Origin of the sequence: Micromonospora sp. CA-269861 (assembly GCF_050948505.1) — a bacterium.
Lineage (GTDB): Bacteria > Actinomycetota > Actinomycetes > Mycobacteriales > Micromonosporaceae > Micromonospora.
In genome coordinates this window covers 5,850,352-5,866,822 of record NZ_CP192014.1, presented here as the reverse complement: position 1 = coordinate 5,866,822, position 16,471 = coordinate 5,850,352, and the positions used below count along the sequence as shown (strand labels likewise).

Annotated in this window: 12 protein-coding genes and 1 pseudogene; 5 read left to right on the top strand and 8 right to left on the bottom strand. The window is 71.8% G+C overall.

Annotation, left to right across the window (positions count from 1 at the left end; translation table 11 throughout):
• Positions 1–1,131: a PP2C family protein-serine/threonine phosphatase gene (locus ACQP0U_RS26880; protein ID WP_433312283.1), complete on the bottom strand. Its 1,131-nt coding sequence runs from the start codon at positions 1,129–1,131 to the stop codon at positions 1–3.
• A 96-nt stretch (positions 1,132–1,227) separates the two neighbouring features.
• Here ACQP0U_RS26880 and ACQP0U_RS26875 point away from each other — a divergent pair, with 96 nt between their 5' ends.
• Positions 1,228–1,842 carry a MarR family winged helix-turn-helix transcriptional regulator gene (locus ACQP0U_RS26875; RefSeq protein ID WP_433312280.1) on the top strand — a complete coding sequence of 205 codons (615 nt, stop codon included), beginning with the start codon at positions 1,228–1,230 and terminating at the stop codon, positions 1,840–1,842.
• 28 nt (positions 1,843–1,870) lie between these two features.
• Here ACQP0U_RS26875 and ACQP0U_RS26870 read toward each other — a convergent pair whose 3' ends face one another.
• Together ACQP0U_RS26870 and ACQP0U_RS26865 are read right to left on the bottom strand one after the other, a co-directional pair.
• Positions 1,871–3,481 (bottom strand): SpoIIE family protein phosphatase, encoded by a 1,611-nt coding sequence (locus ACQP0U_RS26870; protein WP_433312277.1) that lies wholly within the window; start codon positions 3,479–3,481, stop codon positions 1,871–1,873.
• Positions 3,482–3,609: 128 nt separating this feature from the next.
• On the bottom strand, positions 3,610–4,848 hold the full coding sequence (locus ACQP0U_RS26865; protein WP_433312275.1) for an ROK family protein: 1,239 nt from the start codon (positions 4,846–4,848) through the stop codon (positions 3,610–3,612).
• A gap of 78 nt (positions 4,849–4,926) precedes the next feature.
• On the opposite strand from ACQP0U_RS26865, the gene xylA reads away from it, so the two are divergent.
• The 3 genes and pseudogenes from xylA (at position 4,927) to ACQP0U_RS26850 (ending at position 9,077) form a co-directional block, all read left to right on the top strand.
• Positions 4,927–6,114, top strand: coding sequence for a xylose isomerase (gene xylA / locus ACQP0U_RS26860; protein WP_433312272.1), 1,188 nt, complete (start codon positions 4,927–4,929; stop codon positions 6,112–6,114).
• 9 nt (positions 6,115–6,123) lie between these two features.
• A pseudogene (gene xylB / locus ACQP0U_RS26855) lies at positions 6,124–7,550 on the top strand (xylulokinase).
• A gap of 93 nt (positions 7,551–7,643) precedes the next feature.
• Entirely contained in the window at positions 7,644–9,077 is a 1,434-nt protein-coding gene (locus tag ACQP0U_RS26850; protein WP_433312270.1) for an MFS transporter, read from the top strand.
• 87 nt (positions 9,078–9,164) lie between these two features.
• Here ACQP0U_RS26850 and ACQP0U_RS26845 read toward each other — a convergent pair whose 3' ends face one another.
• The 5 genes from ACQP0U_RS26845 to ACQP0U_RS26825 form a co-directional block, all read right to left on the bottom strand.
• Positions 9,165–10,838 carry a glycoside hydrolase family 13 protein gene (locus ACQP0U_RS26845; protein WP_433321188.1) on the bottom strand — a complete coding sequence of 558 codons (1,674 nt, stop codon included), beginning with the start codon at positions 10,836–10,838 and terminating at the stop codon, positions 9,165–9,167.
• Between the two features lie 30 nt (positions 10,839–10,868).
• On the bottom strand, positions 10,869–11,915 hold the full coding sequence (locus ACQP0U_RS26840; RefSeq protein WP_433312267.1) for a LacI family DNA-binding transcriptional regulator: 1,047 nt from the start codon (positions 11,913–11,915) through the stop codon (positions 10,869–10,871).
• A 69-nt stretch (positions 11,916–11,984) separates the two neighbouring features.
• On the bottom strand, positions 11,985–12,953 hold the full coding sequence (locus ACQP0U_RS26835; protein ID WP_433312264.1) for a carbohydrate ABC transporter permease: 969 nt from the start codon (positions 12,951–12,953) through the stop codon (positions 11,985–11,987).
• Position 12,954: 1 nt separating this feature from the next.
• Positions 12,955–14,001, bottom strand: coding sequence for a carbohydrate ABC transporter permease (locus tag ACQP0U_RS26830; RefSeq protein ID WP_433312261.1), 1,047 nt, complete (start codon positions 13,999–14,001; stop codon positions 12,955–12,957).
• Positions 14,002–14,071: 70 nt separating this feature from the next.
• Positions 14,072–15,418, bottom strand: coding sequence for an ABC transporter substrate-binding protein (locus ACQP0U_RS26825; protein WP_433312259.1), 1,347 nt, complete (start codon positions 15,416–15,418; stop codon positions 14,072–14,074).
• A 249-nt stretch (positions 15,419–15,667) separates the two neighbouring features.
• On the opposite strand from ACQP0U_RS26825, the gene ACQP0U_RS26820 reads away from it, so the two are divergent.
• Entirely contained in the window at positions 15,668–16,441 is a 774-nt protein-coding gene (locus ACQP0U_RS26820) for a peptidoglycan DD-metalloendopeptidase family protein (RefSeq protein ID WP_433312256.1), read from the top strand.
• The last annotated feature ends 30 nt before the right edge of the window (positions 16,442–16,471 follow it).

The window sequence follows — 16,471 nt, the reverse complement described above, 5'->3', positions numbered from 1 at the left end:
TCAGGCCTGCGGACCGGTCCAGTCCAGGCAGACGACCACCGCGTCGTCGACCAGGTCACCGGCCACGAACGCGCGCAGGTCACCGATCAGTGACCGGACGGCGTCCAGGGGTGCCATCGGCCCGGTCCGCCGCAGGAACCGGTCCAGTGCCGTCTCGCCGTAGCGCACGTTCTGACCGGTGGCCTCGACCACCCCGTCGCTGACCACGAAGACCCGGTCGCCGCGCTCCAGCGGGAACTTCTGCTCGTGGTAGTCGGTCGCCTCGAACATGCCCAGCGGGAACTGCGCCTCCAACGGCTGCTCGGCGACGTCCCCGTCGCGGAGCAGGACCAGTCGGGGCGACCCGGCGTCCACAACCGTCATCATCCCGGAGCGCAGATCCAGCTCCATCAGCAACGCGGAGAGGTGCTGCTCGCCCCGGTACAGGTCGTAGATCGCCTGATCGGCGAGGGCGGCCTGGTCGGCCAGGCTCAGCCCGGCCCGACGCGCGTTGCGCAGCGCGTGGGTGGCCAGCGAGGTGAGCAGGGACGCGGCCACGCCCTCACCGGTGCCGTTGATTGTCGACAACCAGAGCCGTTCCCCGTCGTCGGACCAGTCGAAGCTGTCGCCGCGCACCGCGTACGCCGGCTCCAACTGCCCGGCCAGGCTGAACGAGGGGCGGATCCGGCTGCGGCCGGGGAGCAGGTCCCACTGCATCTCGGCGGCCAGGGTGAGGCGTTGGGTGCGCCGGGCCGCCCGGTAGACGTCGGTGCCGGCGGATACCGCCGCCACCTCGTGGGCGAGCGCGGTGGCGATCTCGGCCAGCGCGGCCACGACCTCCCGGTCGTCCGGAACGGGCGACAGGTGCAGCACCCCGCGACGCTCGCCGCGCATGGTCACCGGCAACCAGGCGGTGCCATCGGTCAGTATCGGCGACTGGTGGTCGAAGGCGCGCCAGGCCGGGTGCCCCGGGCTGGTGATCGAGTCACCCTCGGTGAGTGGCAACAGCTCCGCGAGCCGGTAGTCGACCTGGTAGAGCTCGACGTCGGTGATCCCGTACGACCGGGCGACCACATCCCCGATACCACCGACGAGCCGGTCAGCTGGTGTCTCGTTCAGGGCACGTCGTGCCTGACTGACCGGTTCGCTCATGTCACTCCCTCGCTGCAAGCTCGACCACCAGTGGGTTCGGAGTACTCTCGGGCCACCATGGCCGAACTGAACCGTCCGACGGACCCTGAGACGAGTATGGCTGCCGCGCTGGACGCGGCGGCTGCTGCCCTGCTTGGCATCTGGGAGTCTGCCCGGGAGGGGACCGCCAACCGCGTGTCCGGCGCGCAGTTACGGGCGGTGATGGTGGTGGAGCAGTCCGACGGGATCAACCTGCGCCGGCTCGCCACCCGACTCGACATGCTGCTCAGCTCCGCCAGCCGCCTCTGCGACCGGCTGGTCGCCGCCGGCATGCTGGAGCGCGAGCCGGGCCGCTTCGACCGGCGGGAGATCTCGCTGCACCTCACCCCGGAGGCCCGCCGGCTCGTCGCCGAGCTGCGGGCCGATCGCCAGGCCCAGCTCGACGCGGTGTTGGCAGGGATGAGCCGGGAGGGCCGCGACGCGCTGCTGCGCGGGATGCGGGAGTTCGACGAGACCGCCCGCCGCCAGCAGGCGCAGAACGCGCCGACACCGGGCCAGGGTGACTGGCCGGACGACCCGGACCGGCCCGGTGGCCGGTCGGGGGACTGGTCGGGCGATGCGGGTCGGCAGACCCGAGCGGTGTGGACGGGTCCGTCGGGTGGCCCGGAACGATCGGTAGGCACCACCCGAGAATGGCCTGCCGGCGAGCCGCCGGTGGCACGTACCGCCTGACCAGGGCAGTCGAGCCCGCGCCGGTCGGTCATGCCGGCGCCGGCGCGCCCACGGCCAGCATCGCGATGTCGTCGTGGGCCTGGCCGTCCAGCCAGTCGTCGACCGCCCGGAGCACCCCGTCGATCAGCGCCGCCGGCGGTTGCCCGGCCGCCGGCACGAGCGCGGCACGCAGCCGGGCCTCGCCGAACATCTCCGCGTCGCGCGGGCCGCGCGCCTCGATCACCCCATCGGTGTACGCGAGCAGCAGGTCGCCCGGTTCGAGGTGTACCCGGGTCTCGGCGAACCGTGCGGCGCTCAGCGCCCCCACCGGCATGCCGCCGACCGGGATCGGGGTGACCGTGCCGTCGACGGTGACCAGCAGTGGCGCCGGGTGCCCCCCGCCGGCGATCCGGACGTCCAGCCCGGACGGCCGCCGGTCGAGTGAACCGAGCAGCACCGTGGTGAACTGGCTGCGCCGTGCCGCGTCCGGCGCGTCGAACAGCGCCTGGTTGAGCAGCTGGATCAGCTCCAGCGGGCGTTGCTCGACGAGCCGCAGCGTCTGCAACGACTGGCGGACCCGGCCGGTCAGCACCGCCGCGCCCACGCCCTTGCCGCACACGTCCCCGAGCGCGAACAGGGCACCGCGCGGGTGCGGGAACACCTCGTAGAAGTCACCGCCGATGCGCAGTGTGTCGCCCGCTGCCCGGTAGCCGCCGGCCATGGTCACGCCGGGCACGACGGGCAGCTCAGGTGGGAGCAGGCTGGTCTGCAGCACCCGCGCCAGGTGGGCCTGCTCATCGTGCAGGTCGGCGGTGGCCAGCGCGGCACCCGCGCGGGCGGCGAACTCCCGGGCCAGCTCCACGTCGCGCGGGTCGAAAGCGTCCCGACCGGGCCGACGGATGAGCAGCAGCGCGCCGGCCGACCCGCTGGCGCTGAGCAGCGGGGTGACCAGCACCGTGCCCGCGGGCCCGAACCCGGGCGGCAGCAGGTCGGCGAGGTCGGTACGCGTGGCGGCAGGCCAGGGGCCCGGCTCGGCGCGGTCGCCCGCCAGGGCCTCGGCCAGCCCGGGCACGGTGCCGGTCAGCGCGGGACTGGCCAGCCCGGTGACCGGGGCGGGCTCGCCGTCGGCGTACCGGATCCAGCGGGCGTGCTGCTCGGCCGGTGCGATCGGTCGGGGCAGTGCCACGGCGACGTCGGCCAGATAGGGGACGGCGAGCGTGGTGGTGGCCAGGAGGACCTGGTCCCGGTGCAGGGCCAGCGCCAGCCGGCTGCCGGCCTGGGCGAGGAACGCGGTGCGGGAACGTTCGGCGAGCAGCGCGTCGGCGCGGGCGTGCTCGTCGGTGACGTCGCGGACATACCACGCCCAGCGGGAGCCGGCGAGTTGTCGCCGCACGCCGCGCAGTCGCCGGCCGTGGTGGTCGGCGTCGAAGCGGTCAGCGCCGTCGACGACCGCCCGGGCCAGAGCAGCCACCGGGCAGCGGGCCAGCTCGGTGCCGGCGTCGATCTCCGGGATCAGCTCGGCCGCCATGGCGTTGACCAGGGTGACCCGGCCCGTCCCGTCGGTTGTCAGCACGGCCTCGGCGAGCCCGTCGAGCAGCTCGCGGGCCAACCGCTCATCGGCCGGCAGCGGGGCGCCGCCGGGTTGCCGGGTCGTGGTCAACGCCGGACGCCGGCTCGCGTCTGACGACGTGTGCGCATGCTGCTTCTCGACTCCTCACCGGGGATCGTTGCCTGGGAGCAAGGATACCGATCCTCCCCGACGGAGGCCCACGGCGCTCAGGGTGACGATCAGCCGCAGCGGGCCAGCCAGCCAGCGGGCTGGGCGACGATCCGGCGGGCCACCGAGCCGGCGGCACCTACCGCGGCGGCCTCCGCGCCGAGCGTCGACGGCCGAACCGTGACCGGCGACCACGCGGCGGTGAGCACCCGGGCGCCGATCTCGGCGAGGACCGGGGGACACAACCAGGGCGCGAGCGCCGCGTAACCGCCACCGAGCACCACGGTGTCCAGGTCGAGCAGGTTGACGACGCCGGCCACCGCCACGCCGAGCGCCGTACCGGCGTCGTGCAGCGCCCGCAGCGCGTCGGCGTCGCCGGCCTCGGCCAACTCGGCGAGCCGGGCCGTCGCGGTGTCCGCGGGGAGCTCCGCCCGGGCCAGCCCGGCGGCGGCCACGATCGCCTCCTGGCCGGCGTACTGCTCCAGGCAGCCCTGCCCGCCGCAGCGGCACGGACGGCCCTCGGGGTGGACCGGAAGGTGCCCGATCTCGCCGCTCCACCCGCGTACGCCGCGAAACAGCGCGCCGTCCAGCACGATACCGGCGCCGATGCCCACCTCCCCGGAGATGTGCAGGAAGCTGGACGGGCCGGGTGGCTGGGAGTGCAGCTCGCCGAGCGCCGCGAGGTTGGCCTCGTTGTCCACCACCAGCGCCGGGACGCCGGGAACCTGCTCGATCAGCGGAGGGTGCTCGGCGAGCAGCGCGGGCACCGGCACGTCGCGCCAGCCGAGGTTCGGTGCGAGCCGGACCAGCCCGGCGTCGTCCACCAGGCCGGGCACCGCGAGCGCGGCCCCGATCAGGGTGAGGCCGTGCCGGGCGGCATCGTCGCGGGCTGTCCCGGCCATCTCGACCAGGTGGGCCAGGGCGTCGGCGGGGGCCACCGGGCGCAGGTCGGCGCGGTGCACCGTACGGTGTCGGACCTGGCCGGCGAGGTCCACCACGCAGACCGCCAGGTAGTCGACGTTGACCTCCAGGCCCAGCCCGGCCGGCCCCTGATCCGCCAGGACCAGTCCACGCGCCGGGCGGCCGGCGCCCGAGCGGGGCGCGGGGTCGGACTCACTGACCAGTTGGCCGGCGAGCAGGTCCTCGACCACGGCGGACACGGTGGCTCTGGTCAGGCCGGTAGCGGTCGCCAGGTCGGCCCGGGAGGGCGGTCGGTCGGCCGCTGCGATGCGGCCGAGGACCAGGGCGAGGTTGAGCTCGCGCAGACTGCCCTGACGGACTGCGCCGGCCGGGGCGTGGGTGAGGCTCACCCCTTGACAGTGCCATATGGTGGGCAAATAATTCAATCGCTGAACAAATAGCGGACAACACCACCCCGGAGGTCGCTCATGGCACCCCGTCCCACCCCCGCCGACAAGTTCTCCTTCGGGCTCTGGACCGTGGGCTGGCAGGCCCGTGACCCGTTCGGTGACGCTACCCGTCCCGAGCTCGACGCGGTCGAGGCAGTGCACCGGCTCGCCGAGCTGGGCGCCTACGGCATCACCTTCCACGACGACGACCTGATCCCGTTCGGCGCCGACGCCGCCGGCCGTGACCAGCACATCGCCCGGTTCCGCAAGGCCCTCGACGAGACCGGCCTCGTGGTGCCGATGGTCACCACCAACCTCTTCACCCACCCGATCTTCAAGGACGGTGGCTTCACCAGCAACGACCGCGACGTCCGCCGCTTCGCGCTGCGCAAGGTGCTGCGCCAGGTCGACCTCGCCGCCGAGCTGGGTGCGAGCACCTTCGTCATGTGGGGTGGCCGCGAGGGCTCCGAGTACGACCTCGCCAAGGACGTCCGCGCCGCCCTGGACCGCTACCGCGAGGCGGTGGACCTGCTCACCCAGTACTCCATCGACAAGGGCTACGGCCTGCGGTTCGCTCTGGAGCCCAAGCCCAACGAGCCGCGCGGCGACATCCTGCTGCCGACCATCGGGCACGCGCTCGGCTTCATCTCCCAGCTGGCCCACCCGGAGCTGGTCGGCCTCAACCCGGAGGTCGGCCACGAGCAGATGGCCGGGCTCAACTACGCCCACGGCATCGCCCAGGCGCTCTGGCAGGGCAAGCTGTTCCACCTGGACCTCAACGGCCAGCGCGGCATCAAGTACGACCAGGACCTGGTCTTCGGCCACGGTGACCTGATGAACGCGTTCGCCCTGGTGGACCTCCTGGAGAACGGCGGCCCCAACGGCGGGCCGGCCTACGACGGGCCGCGGCACTTCGACTACAAGCCCTCCCGCACCGAGGACATGGACGGCGTGTGGGCCTCCGCGGCGGCCAACATGAGCACCTACCTGCTGCTCAAGGAGCGCGCTGCGGCGTTCCGTGCCGACCCCGAGGTGATCGAGGCGCTCGCCACCAGCAAGGTCGGCGAGCTGAGCACGCCGACGCTCGGCGACGGCGAGGGCTACGAGGAGTTCCTGGCCGACAGGTCCGCGTTCGAGGATGTCGACGTCGACGCGGTGGCCGCCCGGGGCTTCGCCTTCGTCCGGCTCAACCAGCTCGCCGTCGAGCACCTGCTCGGCGCCCGCTGAGGCCCCGCCATGCCGTTGGTCGCAGGCGTTGACTCGTCCACCCAGTCCTGCAAGGTGGTGATCCGGGACGCGGAGACCGGCGCCCTGCTCCGGCAGGGCCGGGCACCGCACCCGGACGGCACGGAGGTCGACCCGGAAGCCTGGTGGCAGGCGCTGCGCAGCGCCGCCGACCAGGCCGGCGGCTTGGCCGACGTGGCGGCGATCTCCGTCGCCGGCCAGCAGCACGGCATGGTGTGTCTCGACGAGGACGGCCGGGTGGTCCGCCCGGCGCTGCTGTGGAACGACACCCGATCCGCCGACGCCGCCGCCGACCTCATCGAGGAGGCCGGTGGCGGCTCGGCCGGGAGCCGGTTCTGGGCCGAGGCCACCGGCAGCGTTCCGGTGGCCAGCTTCACCATCACCAAGCTGCGGTGGCTGGCCCGACACGAACCGGAGCTGGCCGCCCGGGTGGCCGCCGTCTGCCTGCCACACGACTGGTTGACCTGGCGGCTCGCCGGCGCACCCGGGTTGGGCGCGCTGCGTACCGACCGCGGTGACGCCAGCGGCACCGGTTACTGGTCGCCGGCGACCGGCGACTACCGACTGGACCTGCTGGAGCGGGGCTTCGGTCGGCGGTTGGTGGTGCCCGAGGTGCTCGGCCCGGCCGAGTCGGCCGGGAAGCTCGCCGACGAGCTGGGCGGGCCGGGCGGAGCGCTGCTCGGCGCGGGCACCGGGGACAACGCCGCCGCCGCGCTGGGCGTCGGCGCAGGTCCGGGCGACGTGGTCGTCTCGATCGGCACCTCCGGCACCGTGTTCAGCGTCGCCGACGTGCCGGCCGCCGACGAGAGCGGTGCCGTCGCCGGCTTCGCCGACGCGTCCGGCCGTTTCCTGCCCCTGGTCTGCACGCTCAACGCGGCCCGGGTGCTGGACGCCGCCGCCGCCATGCTCGGCGTCAACCTGGACGAGCTGGCCGAGTTGGCGCTCTCCGCGCCGGCCGGGGCGGACGGGCTGGTCATGGTGCCCTACCTGGAGGGTGAGCGGACGCCGAACCGGCCGCTCGCCACCGGCGCGGTGCACGGCCTGACCCTGCGTACGTCGACCCCCGCGCACCTGGCGCGGGCCGCCGTGGAGGGCATGCTCTGCGCGCTCGCCGACGGCCTGGACGCGTTGACCGCGCAGGGTGCCACCGTCCGCCGGGTCATCCTGGTCGGCGGCGGGGCCCGGTCGGCCGCGGTGCGTCAGATCGCCCCGCAGGTCTTCGGCTGCCCGGTCGTCGTCCCGCCGGCGGGGAGTACGTCGCGGACGGGGCCGCCCGGCAGGCCGCCTGGCTCGCCCTGGGTGGTGCCGCGCCGCCGGTCTGGGCGGTCGAGGGCACCGAGGAGTACGCGGCGGAGTCCGTCCCCGCCGTCCGCGACCAGTACGCCGCGGCTCGCGGGTTGGTGCTCGACCGGCGCTGAGCGTCGGGATCGACGCGGGTGGGTGCCTGTCGGCGGTGACCGGCACCCACCCGCGTGACGACCGCCTCCACGGAGTCTGGTTGGCTGCCGGTCATGACGGTGACCAGTGGCGGGCCCGGGCTGCGCCCGCACGGTCGGGGCGGTGGGCGGGCGCACCGGTTGTACAGCGTCGTGGTGTTCGTGCTGCTCGCCTCGCTGGACAATGTGGCGATCGGGCTGGTCCCCCCGCTGTACGGCCCGATCTCCGACGCGTTCGACGTGTCCGGGCGGCTGCTCGGCGTGGTCACCGCGGTCAGCTTCCTGGTCAGCGCGGTCGCCGCGGTCGGCTGGGCGTACGTCGGGGACCGGACCAACCGCAAGCCGTTGCTCATGGTGGGCACGCTCCTCTGGGCGGCCGGCACCGGCGGTAGCGCGCTCGCCGGCGGTTACCTGACGTTCCTGGCCGCGCAGCTGGTCGCGGCGATCGGCCTCGGCGCGGTCGGCTCGGTGGGCTTCTCCGTGGTCACCGACCTGATCTCACCGACCCGGCGCGGGCTGGTGATGAGCTTCTGGGGGCTTTCCCAGGGGGTCGGAACCCTCGCCGGAACCCTCGTCGGCGGGCTGCTCGGGGCGACCGACTGGCGGCGACCGTTCCTGCTGCTGACCGGCGTCGGTCTGGTCGCCACCCTGGCCTACCTGTTCACGTACGACGTCAGGCGTGGCCAGAGCGAGCCGGAGCTGGCCGGCAGGCTCGACGCGGGCGCCGAGTACGACTACCGGATCAGCCGCGCAGACCTGCCGCGCATCCTGGCCCGGCGGACCAACCGGTGGCTGATCCTGCAGGGTCTGACCGCGCAGGCAGCGTTCGGCTCGCTGGTCTGGCTGCCGGTGCTCTTCGCCGAACGGGCCGAGGCCCAGGGCTACTCGACGTCGACAGCGGTGGTGGTGGGCAGCGTCTTCGCCACCCTGTTCCAGCTCGGTGGGGTGCTGTCCATCGTGGGTGGGCTGATCGGCGACGCGGTGCAACGGCGTACGCCGCGCGGGCGGGCACTTGTCGCAGCGGTCGGCATCCTCGCCGCGCTGCCGTTCTACCTGGTGTTGTTCTTCGTCCCGGTGACCATCGACGTGCCGGACGGCGCGAGCGGCGGCGCGGTGGTCGGTGCGGTGCTGGCCAGTGTGTTCACCGAACCCTCGGTCGGGTTGAGCCTGCTCACCGCGATCGTGGCGCTCGCGCTGACCTCGGCCAACTCGCCGAACTGGTTCGCGTTGATCGCCGACGTCAACCCGCCGGAGCACCGGGGCACGGTCTACAGCCTGGGCAACCTGGTCAACGGGGTCGGTCGCGCGGCCGGCAACGGGCTGGTCGGGGTGGCCTTCCAGGCACTGCGAACGGCATTCCCGCCACCGCTGAACTTCGCCGTCGGGCTGGCCGCGTTCCAGCTCTTCTTCATCCCGACAGGTGTCATGTACTGGCTCGCCTCGCGGACCTCACCCGCGGACATCGACAACGTGCACGACCTGCTCCACACCAGGGCGGACCGCCTCTGACGCGCCATCGCCACGTGCTGCCTCGGGCGAGCGTGAGGGGCCAACATCCGTGCTGTTGCGCGGATCTTGGCCCCCCGCTGCGTCAGATCAGCCGCGCAGCCAGACGGTCACGTCAGCCGGGACCGCACCGTCGTCGTCCAGGGCCGCGCTGGCGGCGAGCACCTCGGCGCCGGCCGGCACCGCCACCGGGGTGGCACCGAAGTTGGTCAGCACGGTCAGCGCACCGTTGCGGAAGCTCAGCACCTCGTCGCCGGAGGGCAACCACTCCAGGGTGCCGCGACCCAGCCCGTGGGCACGACGCAACCGCAGCGCCGTGCGGTACAGCTCGTACGTCGAGCCGGGCACGTCGCGCTGGCGGTCCAGCGCGTACTCCGCCCAGAGAGCGGGCTGCGGCAGCCAGCTCGCGTCGGTCGGCCCGAAGCCGTACGACGGGGCGTCGGCCTCCCACGGGATCGGCACCCGGCAGCCGTCCCGGCCGCGCTGGGTGTGCCCGCTGCGCGCCCAGGTCGGGTCCTGCCGGGCCTCGTCGGGCAGGGTGGTGTGCTCGGGCAGCCCCAGCTCCTCACCCTGGTAGAGGTACGCCGAGCCGGGCAGCGCGAGCATCAGCAGAGTGGCCGCCCGGGCCCGCCGCAGACCGAGCGCGGCGTCCGGCTGCGGGTCGCCGATGCCGATGCCGTTGGGGCGTACGGTGCCGATCGGCAGGCCGAGCCGGGAGGCGTGCCGCACCACGTCGTGGTTGGACAGCACCCAGGTGGTCGGCGCGCCTACCGAGTCGGTCGCCTCCAACGAGCGGGTGATCACCGCGTACTGGGCCGGTGCGGTCCACGCGGCGAGCAGATACTCGAAGTTGAACGCCTGGTGCATCTCGTCCGGGCGGACGTAGCGGGCCAGCCGCTCGGCCGGCTCCACCCAGGCCTCGGCGACCAGCACCCGCTCACCGGGGTAGCTGTCCAGAACCTGCCGCCACTGCCGGTAGATCTCGTGTACGCCGTCCTGGTCCCACATCGGCGGGCGGGGCTTGTCGCCCTCGTTGCCGGAGAGGATCTCCTGGGGCTCCTGCCAGTCGGCCAGGTCGGCCTGCTTGATGAGGCCGTGCGCCACGTCGACGCGGAAGCCGTCCACCCCACGGTCCAGCCAGAACCGGAGCACGTCCAGGAACTCGGCGTGTACCTCGGGGTTGTCCCAGTTGAGGTCCGGCTGCCCGGTGTCGAACAGGTGCAGGTACCACTGGCCGGGCTGCCCGTCGGCGTCGACCGTCCGGGTCCAGGCTGGACCGCCGAAGACGCTCTGCCAGTCGTTCGGTGGCTGGTCGCCGGCCGGACCGCCGCCGTCCCGGAAGATGTACCGCGAGCGTTCCGGGCTGCCGGGCGCGGCCGGCAGCGCGGCCTGGAACCAGCGGTGCGCCGAGGAGGTGTGGTTCGGGACCAGGTCGACGATCACCCGCAGGTTGCGGGACCGGGCCTCGGCGATCAGCTTGTCCGCGTCGGCAAGGGTGCCGAAGAGCGGGTCGATGTCGCGGTAGTCGGCCACGTCGTAACCGGCGTCGGCCTGCGGCGAGGGATAGAAGGGAGAGAGCCACACCGCGTCCACGCCCAGCTCGACGAGGTGGTCGAGGCGGGCGGTGATGCCGGGCAGGTCACCGATGCCGTCCCCGTCCGAGTCGGCGAACGAGCGGGGGTAGATCTGGTAGATGGCGGCCTCGGTCCACCAGCCGGTGGGCGGGTGACCGGAGGGGGTCTGCTGCGTCGGGTCGGTGTTCAGGGTCGTCTCCCGTGTTGCGGTGTGTGGATTTCAGTGTGCCCGGGGCGGTGCGGTCGAATCCCGGACCACCAACCGAGTGGGCAGGACAACCGGAGTGTCGCAACCGGCGCCCCGTTGACTGACGATGGGGCCCGGCGGCCGGGCCCCGAGCGGGTCGAGCAGCATCTGGGCGGCCAGCCGGCCCTGCTCGGCGGCGGGCTGGGCGACGGTGCTGAGCCCGAGCACACCGGCCAGGTCGTGGTCGTCGATGCCGATGACGCTGACGTCCTGCGGCACCCGCAGTCCGACGTCGCGCAGGGCGGTCAACGCGCCCATCGCCATCTCGTCGCAGGCGGCCACGATCGCGGTCGGCGGCTCGCCGCGGGCCAGCAGCTCGGCGGTGGCCCGGTTGCCGCCGTCGATGGTGAAGGTGGACTCGATGTCCAGGGTCGGGTCGGGTCGCAGGCCGGCGGAGCGCAGCGCCGCCTGGTAACCCCGGCGTCGGTCGAGGTGGGTGGTGAAGGCCAACTCGTCATCCGGGTCGCCGGAGATGTGGGCGATCCGGTGATGGCCGAGGTCGATCAGATGCCTGGTGGCGGCCCGCGCGGCAGCCACGTCGTCGATCCGTACGCACGGCCAGTTGGGCACCCTGCTGCCCGAGCTGATGGTGACACCGGGCAGCTCCAGCGTGGCCAGAGCGGTCAGGTCGGCCGGGCGCAGCGGCGTGGCGACGAGCATCATCGCGTCCACCCGCTTGTGCAGGTTGGCCGTACGCAAAACCCGCTGGCGGACCTGCTCCCGGCCGCCCAGGTTGTAGAGCAGCAGGTCGTAGCCGGACTGGTGGAGGTACTCCTCGACCGCCTCGACGACGGTGCTGAAGAACCAGCGGGTGATCCGGGGGACCACCACCGCGACCGTGCCGGTCCGGCCGCCGGCGAGCCGGGACGCGCTCGGCGAGACCTCGTAGTCCAGTTGCTCGGCGGCGGCGAGCACCCGGCGCCGGGTGGCGGCCGAGACCGTCGGCAGCCCGCGCAGCGCCCGCGAGACGGTGGCCGTGGACACTCCGGCCAGCCGGGCCACATCATCGATCCTCGTCACGGTTACCCCCGCTCGGTGCCCGGAGCGCCCGCCGCCGCCCGAGGGGCCAGGCGGCGGCGGGCGCGCGGGTCAGCCCTTGACGCTGCCGGCGAGCAGACCTCGCACGAAGAAGCGCTGCAGGGACAGGAACACGATGAGCGGTACGACGATGCTGACGAACGCACCGGCGGTGAGGCGCTGCCACTCGTTGCCCCGGGTGCCGGCCATCTCGGCGAGCCGGACGGTGAGCGGAGCGGTCTCGTCGCTGCCGCCTGCGAAGATCAGCGCGACCAGCAGGTCGTTCCAGACCCAGAGGAACTGGAAGATGCCGAACGCCGCCAGCGCCGGGGTGATCAGGGGCAGCACGATGGTGCGGAAAATCTTCGGGTGGGTGGCCCCGTCGACCCGGGCCGCCTCCATCAGATCACCCGGCAGTTGCGAGATGAAGTTGTGCAGCAGGAAGACGGCGAACGGAAGCGCGAAGCAGGTGTGCGCGAACCACACCTGGGCGAACTTCTGCTCGTCGACCAGATCCCAGGCCGGCATCAGGGTGACACCGCCGAGGGTGACACCTGTGGAGAAGAACTTCAGCAGCGGCACCAGGGCCATCTGCAACGGCACGATCTGCAACGCGAAGATCGCGATGTAGAGCCAGTCCCGGCCGCGGAAGTTGATCCACGCGAGCGCGTACGCGGCGAGGGACGCGAAGGCGAGCGGGAAGAGCACCGACGGGATGGTGATCGCCAGCGAGTTGATGAAGGACCCGGCGAGCTGCCCGGAGGACGCCGATCGCCCGAACAGGACCTGCTCGTAGTTCTCGAACGTGAACTGCGGGTTGGTGAAGGCCGTCCACCAGCCGGTGGTCTTGATCTCGTCCTCCGGTCGGAGGGAGGAGACGAGCAGACCGAAGGTCGGGATGGTCCAGACCACCGCGATGACGATCGAGACGAGCGTCGCGGTGCGGCTGTTCAACCGCCTGCGGACCCGGCCGGCCGTGGTGGACGGGGTGCCGTCGGTCTTCTGGGTGCCGGCGGCGACGGTGGGCGTTGCGGCAGTCATCTCAGCCCTCCCGCTGTTGACGGAGGTTGCGGATCTGGTAGATCACGACCGGGATGACCAGGATGAAGAGGAAGACCGCGAGCGCGGAACCCTGCCCGCTCTGGCCGTACCGGAACGCCTGGTTGTACATCTCGTTGGCGATCACGCTGGTGTCGTAGTTGCCGTTCGTCGAGGTCCGGACGATGTCGAAGACCTTGAGCGTGGCGATCGTGAGGGTGACCATCACGACGATCAGCGCCGGTCGGATGCTCGGCATGGTGATCTGCCAGAACATCTGCCACGGGCTGACGCCGTCGAGCCGGGCGGCTTCGACGATGTCGCCGGGGATCGCCTTGATCGCGGCGGAGAGCACCACCATGGCGAAACCGGCCTGGATCCAGATCATGATGACGATCAGCAGCAGCGTGTTCAGTGGTGATTCGAGCAGCCACTGCTTGGGTTCACCGCCCAGGCTGACGACGATCTGGTTGAGCAGACCGATCTGGTCGCCCTCACCCCGGTAGGCGTAGACGAACTTCCAGATAATGCTGGCGCCGACGAACGAGATCGCCATCGGCAGGAAGATCAGTGACTTGGCCATGGCCTCGAACCGGGCCTTGTCCACGAGTACGGCGTAGATCAGGCCGAACCCGGTCGCCACAAGTGGGACCAGGAGCACCCAGATCAGGGTGTTGGTCAGGACCCGGAGCATCGCGTCGTCGGAGAACAGGAAGCTGTAGTTGCGCAGCCCTACCCATTCGGTGCTGTCCCCGTTCATCAGGGAGAGCAGCACGGTGCGGATGGCCGGCACGACCAGACCGATGGTGAGCAGCAGCAGCGTCGGCAGCAGGAAGAAGAGCGCGAAGACCCCCTCCCGCTGCCTGCGTCGGCGGGGCAGTGGCGCCCCGCTCACGGAGGCGGCGACGAGCTGCGCCTCCCGTCGCCGGGCGAACCAGGCCGGCACCACGTCGAGCAGCAGTAGCAGACCGCCCACCACCAACACGAAGGCGAGCAGCCCATACATCAGCATGAGGAACTTCGGCTGCTGATCGGCGAAGTCGAACTCCATCAACCCTCCCTTCCGGGTCCACCTCGGCCGGTGGCCCGGCCCGCGTCAGCGGACCGGGCCACCGCCGGGATCACTTAGGCCAGCTGCTCTCGATGCCCTGGAGCACCGGGGCGGTCGCCTTGCCGTTCAGCCACTCGACCATGCCCTTCCAGAACGTTCCCGCGCCGACGCCGGCCGGCATCAGGTCGGATCCGTCGAAGCGGAAGGTGCCCGTCTTGTCCTGCAGAATCTGGACGGACAGCTTGTCGATGGGGCTGGCGACGTTGGCGATGTCCAGCTTGTTGTTCGCCGTGACCCAGTTGCCGAGCTTCGCGCGGCTGTTCACGTACTCCGCGGAGGCGAGGTAGGTCTGCACCGCCTGGACCTCGGGACGGTCCGCGTAGGCGACGACGAACTCGCCAGCGCCCAGCACCGGCTTGCCCTTGGCCGGGTCGATGGCCGGGAAGTAGAAGGCGAACGCGTCGCCGTCCTCGGCCACCTTGGTGCCCTCGGGGAACTGGTTGGCGTAGAACGACGCCTGTCGGTGCATCGCGCACTTGCCGGTGGTCACCGGCAGGCCCGCCTCCTGGAAGGCGGTGGTGGTGATGCTCTTGACGCCGCCGAAGCCGCCGTTGACGTACTTCTCGTTCTTGAGGATGCTGCCGGCGCGGTCGACCGCGTCGACGATCTTCGGGTCGTTGAACGGGATGCCGTGGGTGGTCCACTGGTCGTAGACCTCGGGGCCCTGCGTACGCAGGATCACGTCCTCGATCCAGTCGGTGGCCGGCCAGCCGGTGGCGTCACCGGACTCGACGCCCACACACCACGGCTTCGTGCCGCTGGCGGCGATCTTGTCGCTCAGGGCGATGAGCTGGTCCCAGGTGGTCGGAACCTCCCAGCCCTTCTCCTTGAACGTCTTCGGCGAGTACCAGACGAAGGACTTCACGTTGGCGCCGAGCGGCACGCCGTAGAGCGTCCCGTTCACGGTGCCGTACTTCAGCCAGTCGGCAGGCATGTTCTGCTCGGCGAGGGCCTTGGTGTCGGCGCCGAGGGACTTGAGCTTGCCGGCGTCCGCGAAGCGCTTCACGAGGCCCGGCTGGGGCACGAAGGCGATGTCGGGGGCGTTGCCGCCGTCGACCCGGACGGGCAGCTGCGCCTCGAACTCGCCGCTGCCCTCGTAGGCGATCTCGATGCCGGTGCACTCGGTGAACTGCGACCACGACCGCTCCAGCAGGTCGGCCTCGGCGTCACGGATGGACGCGTAAATGGAGACCTTCTTGCCGTCGTTACCCTGGTACTTGTCGTATGCGGCGCACTCCGCGGAGCCCGCTTTGCTGCTCTTCTTGTCGTCGCCGGTACCGCAGGCGGTGGCGCTGAGCGCCAGCCCGAGTACACCGGCGATCACGAAGGCCTGGCGTGGTCTGGTAAAGACCGCCATGCCGTCCTCCTTCCTAGCCGGCGCGGTCGTGCTGGGACCCGTCGCCGGTCCGATTGGGCGTGCACACATGTAAGCGCTTGCATCCGGCCCGGTCCACCCCCTGTCAGACACGAGCGAGTAACAATCCGGAAACCTGAAGGCTGCCTGGTGGGCGCGCTCCCGGGACATGCTGTGGACTCTTTCGAAGATTGACGATATCTGTCAGGCTGAGCCCACCGTATCGAAGGTTTTCGACATAGGAGGAGCTGTATGCGTAAGCGGTGGATCAGCCTGCTGGTGACGGGTCTCTTCGTCGGGGGAGCGCTGGTGCCGGCGACTCCCGCACTCGCCGCGCCGACCTTCAAGGTGCCGTTCCCGTGCGGCCAGTCCTGGTCCGGGCAGACCCGGTCGGGCCACAGCCCGGCGTACGCCGTCGACTTCAACCGCACCGACGACTCCGGCGACCCGGTGGTCGCCAGCGCCCCCGGCACTGTCGACCGGGTGACCGACCTCGGCGGCACGAGCTACGGCAAGTACGTCCGAATCAACCACGGGGGCGGTTACAGCACCTACTACGCGCACCTCAACGGCTTCAACGTCTCGGTCGGGCAGACGGTCGGGTACGGCAAGGTACTGGGCTGGGTCGGCAGCACCGGGGGCTCGACCGGCCCACACCTGCACTACGAGCAGCGCCTCAACGGCGCCGACATCCAGGTCCGCTTCAACGGCACCCTCGGGCTGTACTGGGGCACCAAGAGCTACACCAGTGACAACGGGTGCTCCTCGGGCGGCGGCAACGGCACCGTCGACACCAGCGGGACGCCGCTGACCGTCCGCTCCGGCCCCGGCACCGGCTACGCCTCGGTGGGCACCGTCGCTGACGGCACCCGGGTGACCATCGCCTGCCAGACCAGTGGCACCACTGTCACCGGCACCTACGGCACCAGTTCGATCTGGGACCGGATCGGCTCCGGCCGCTACATTGCCGACGCGTACGTGTACACCGGCTCCGACGGATACATCCCCGGCGTACCCCGCTGCTGACCCGGCAACAGCCACGGTCCCCGGCGGGCG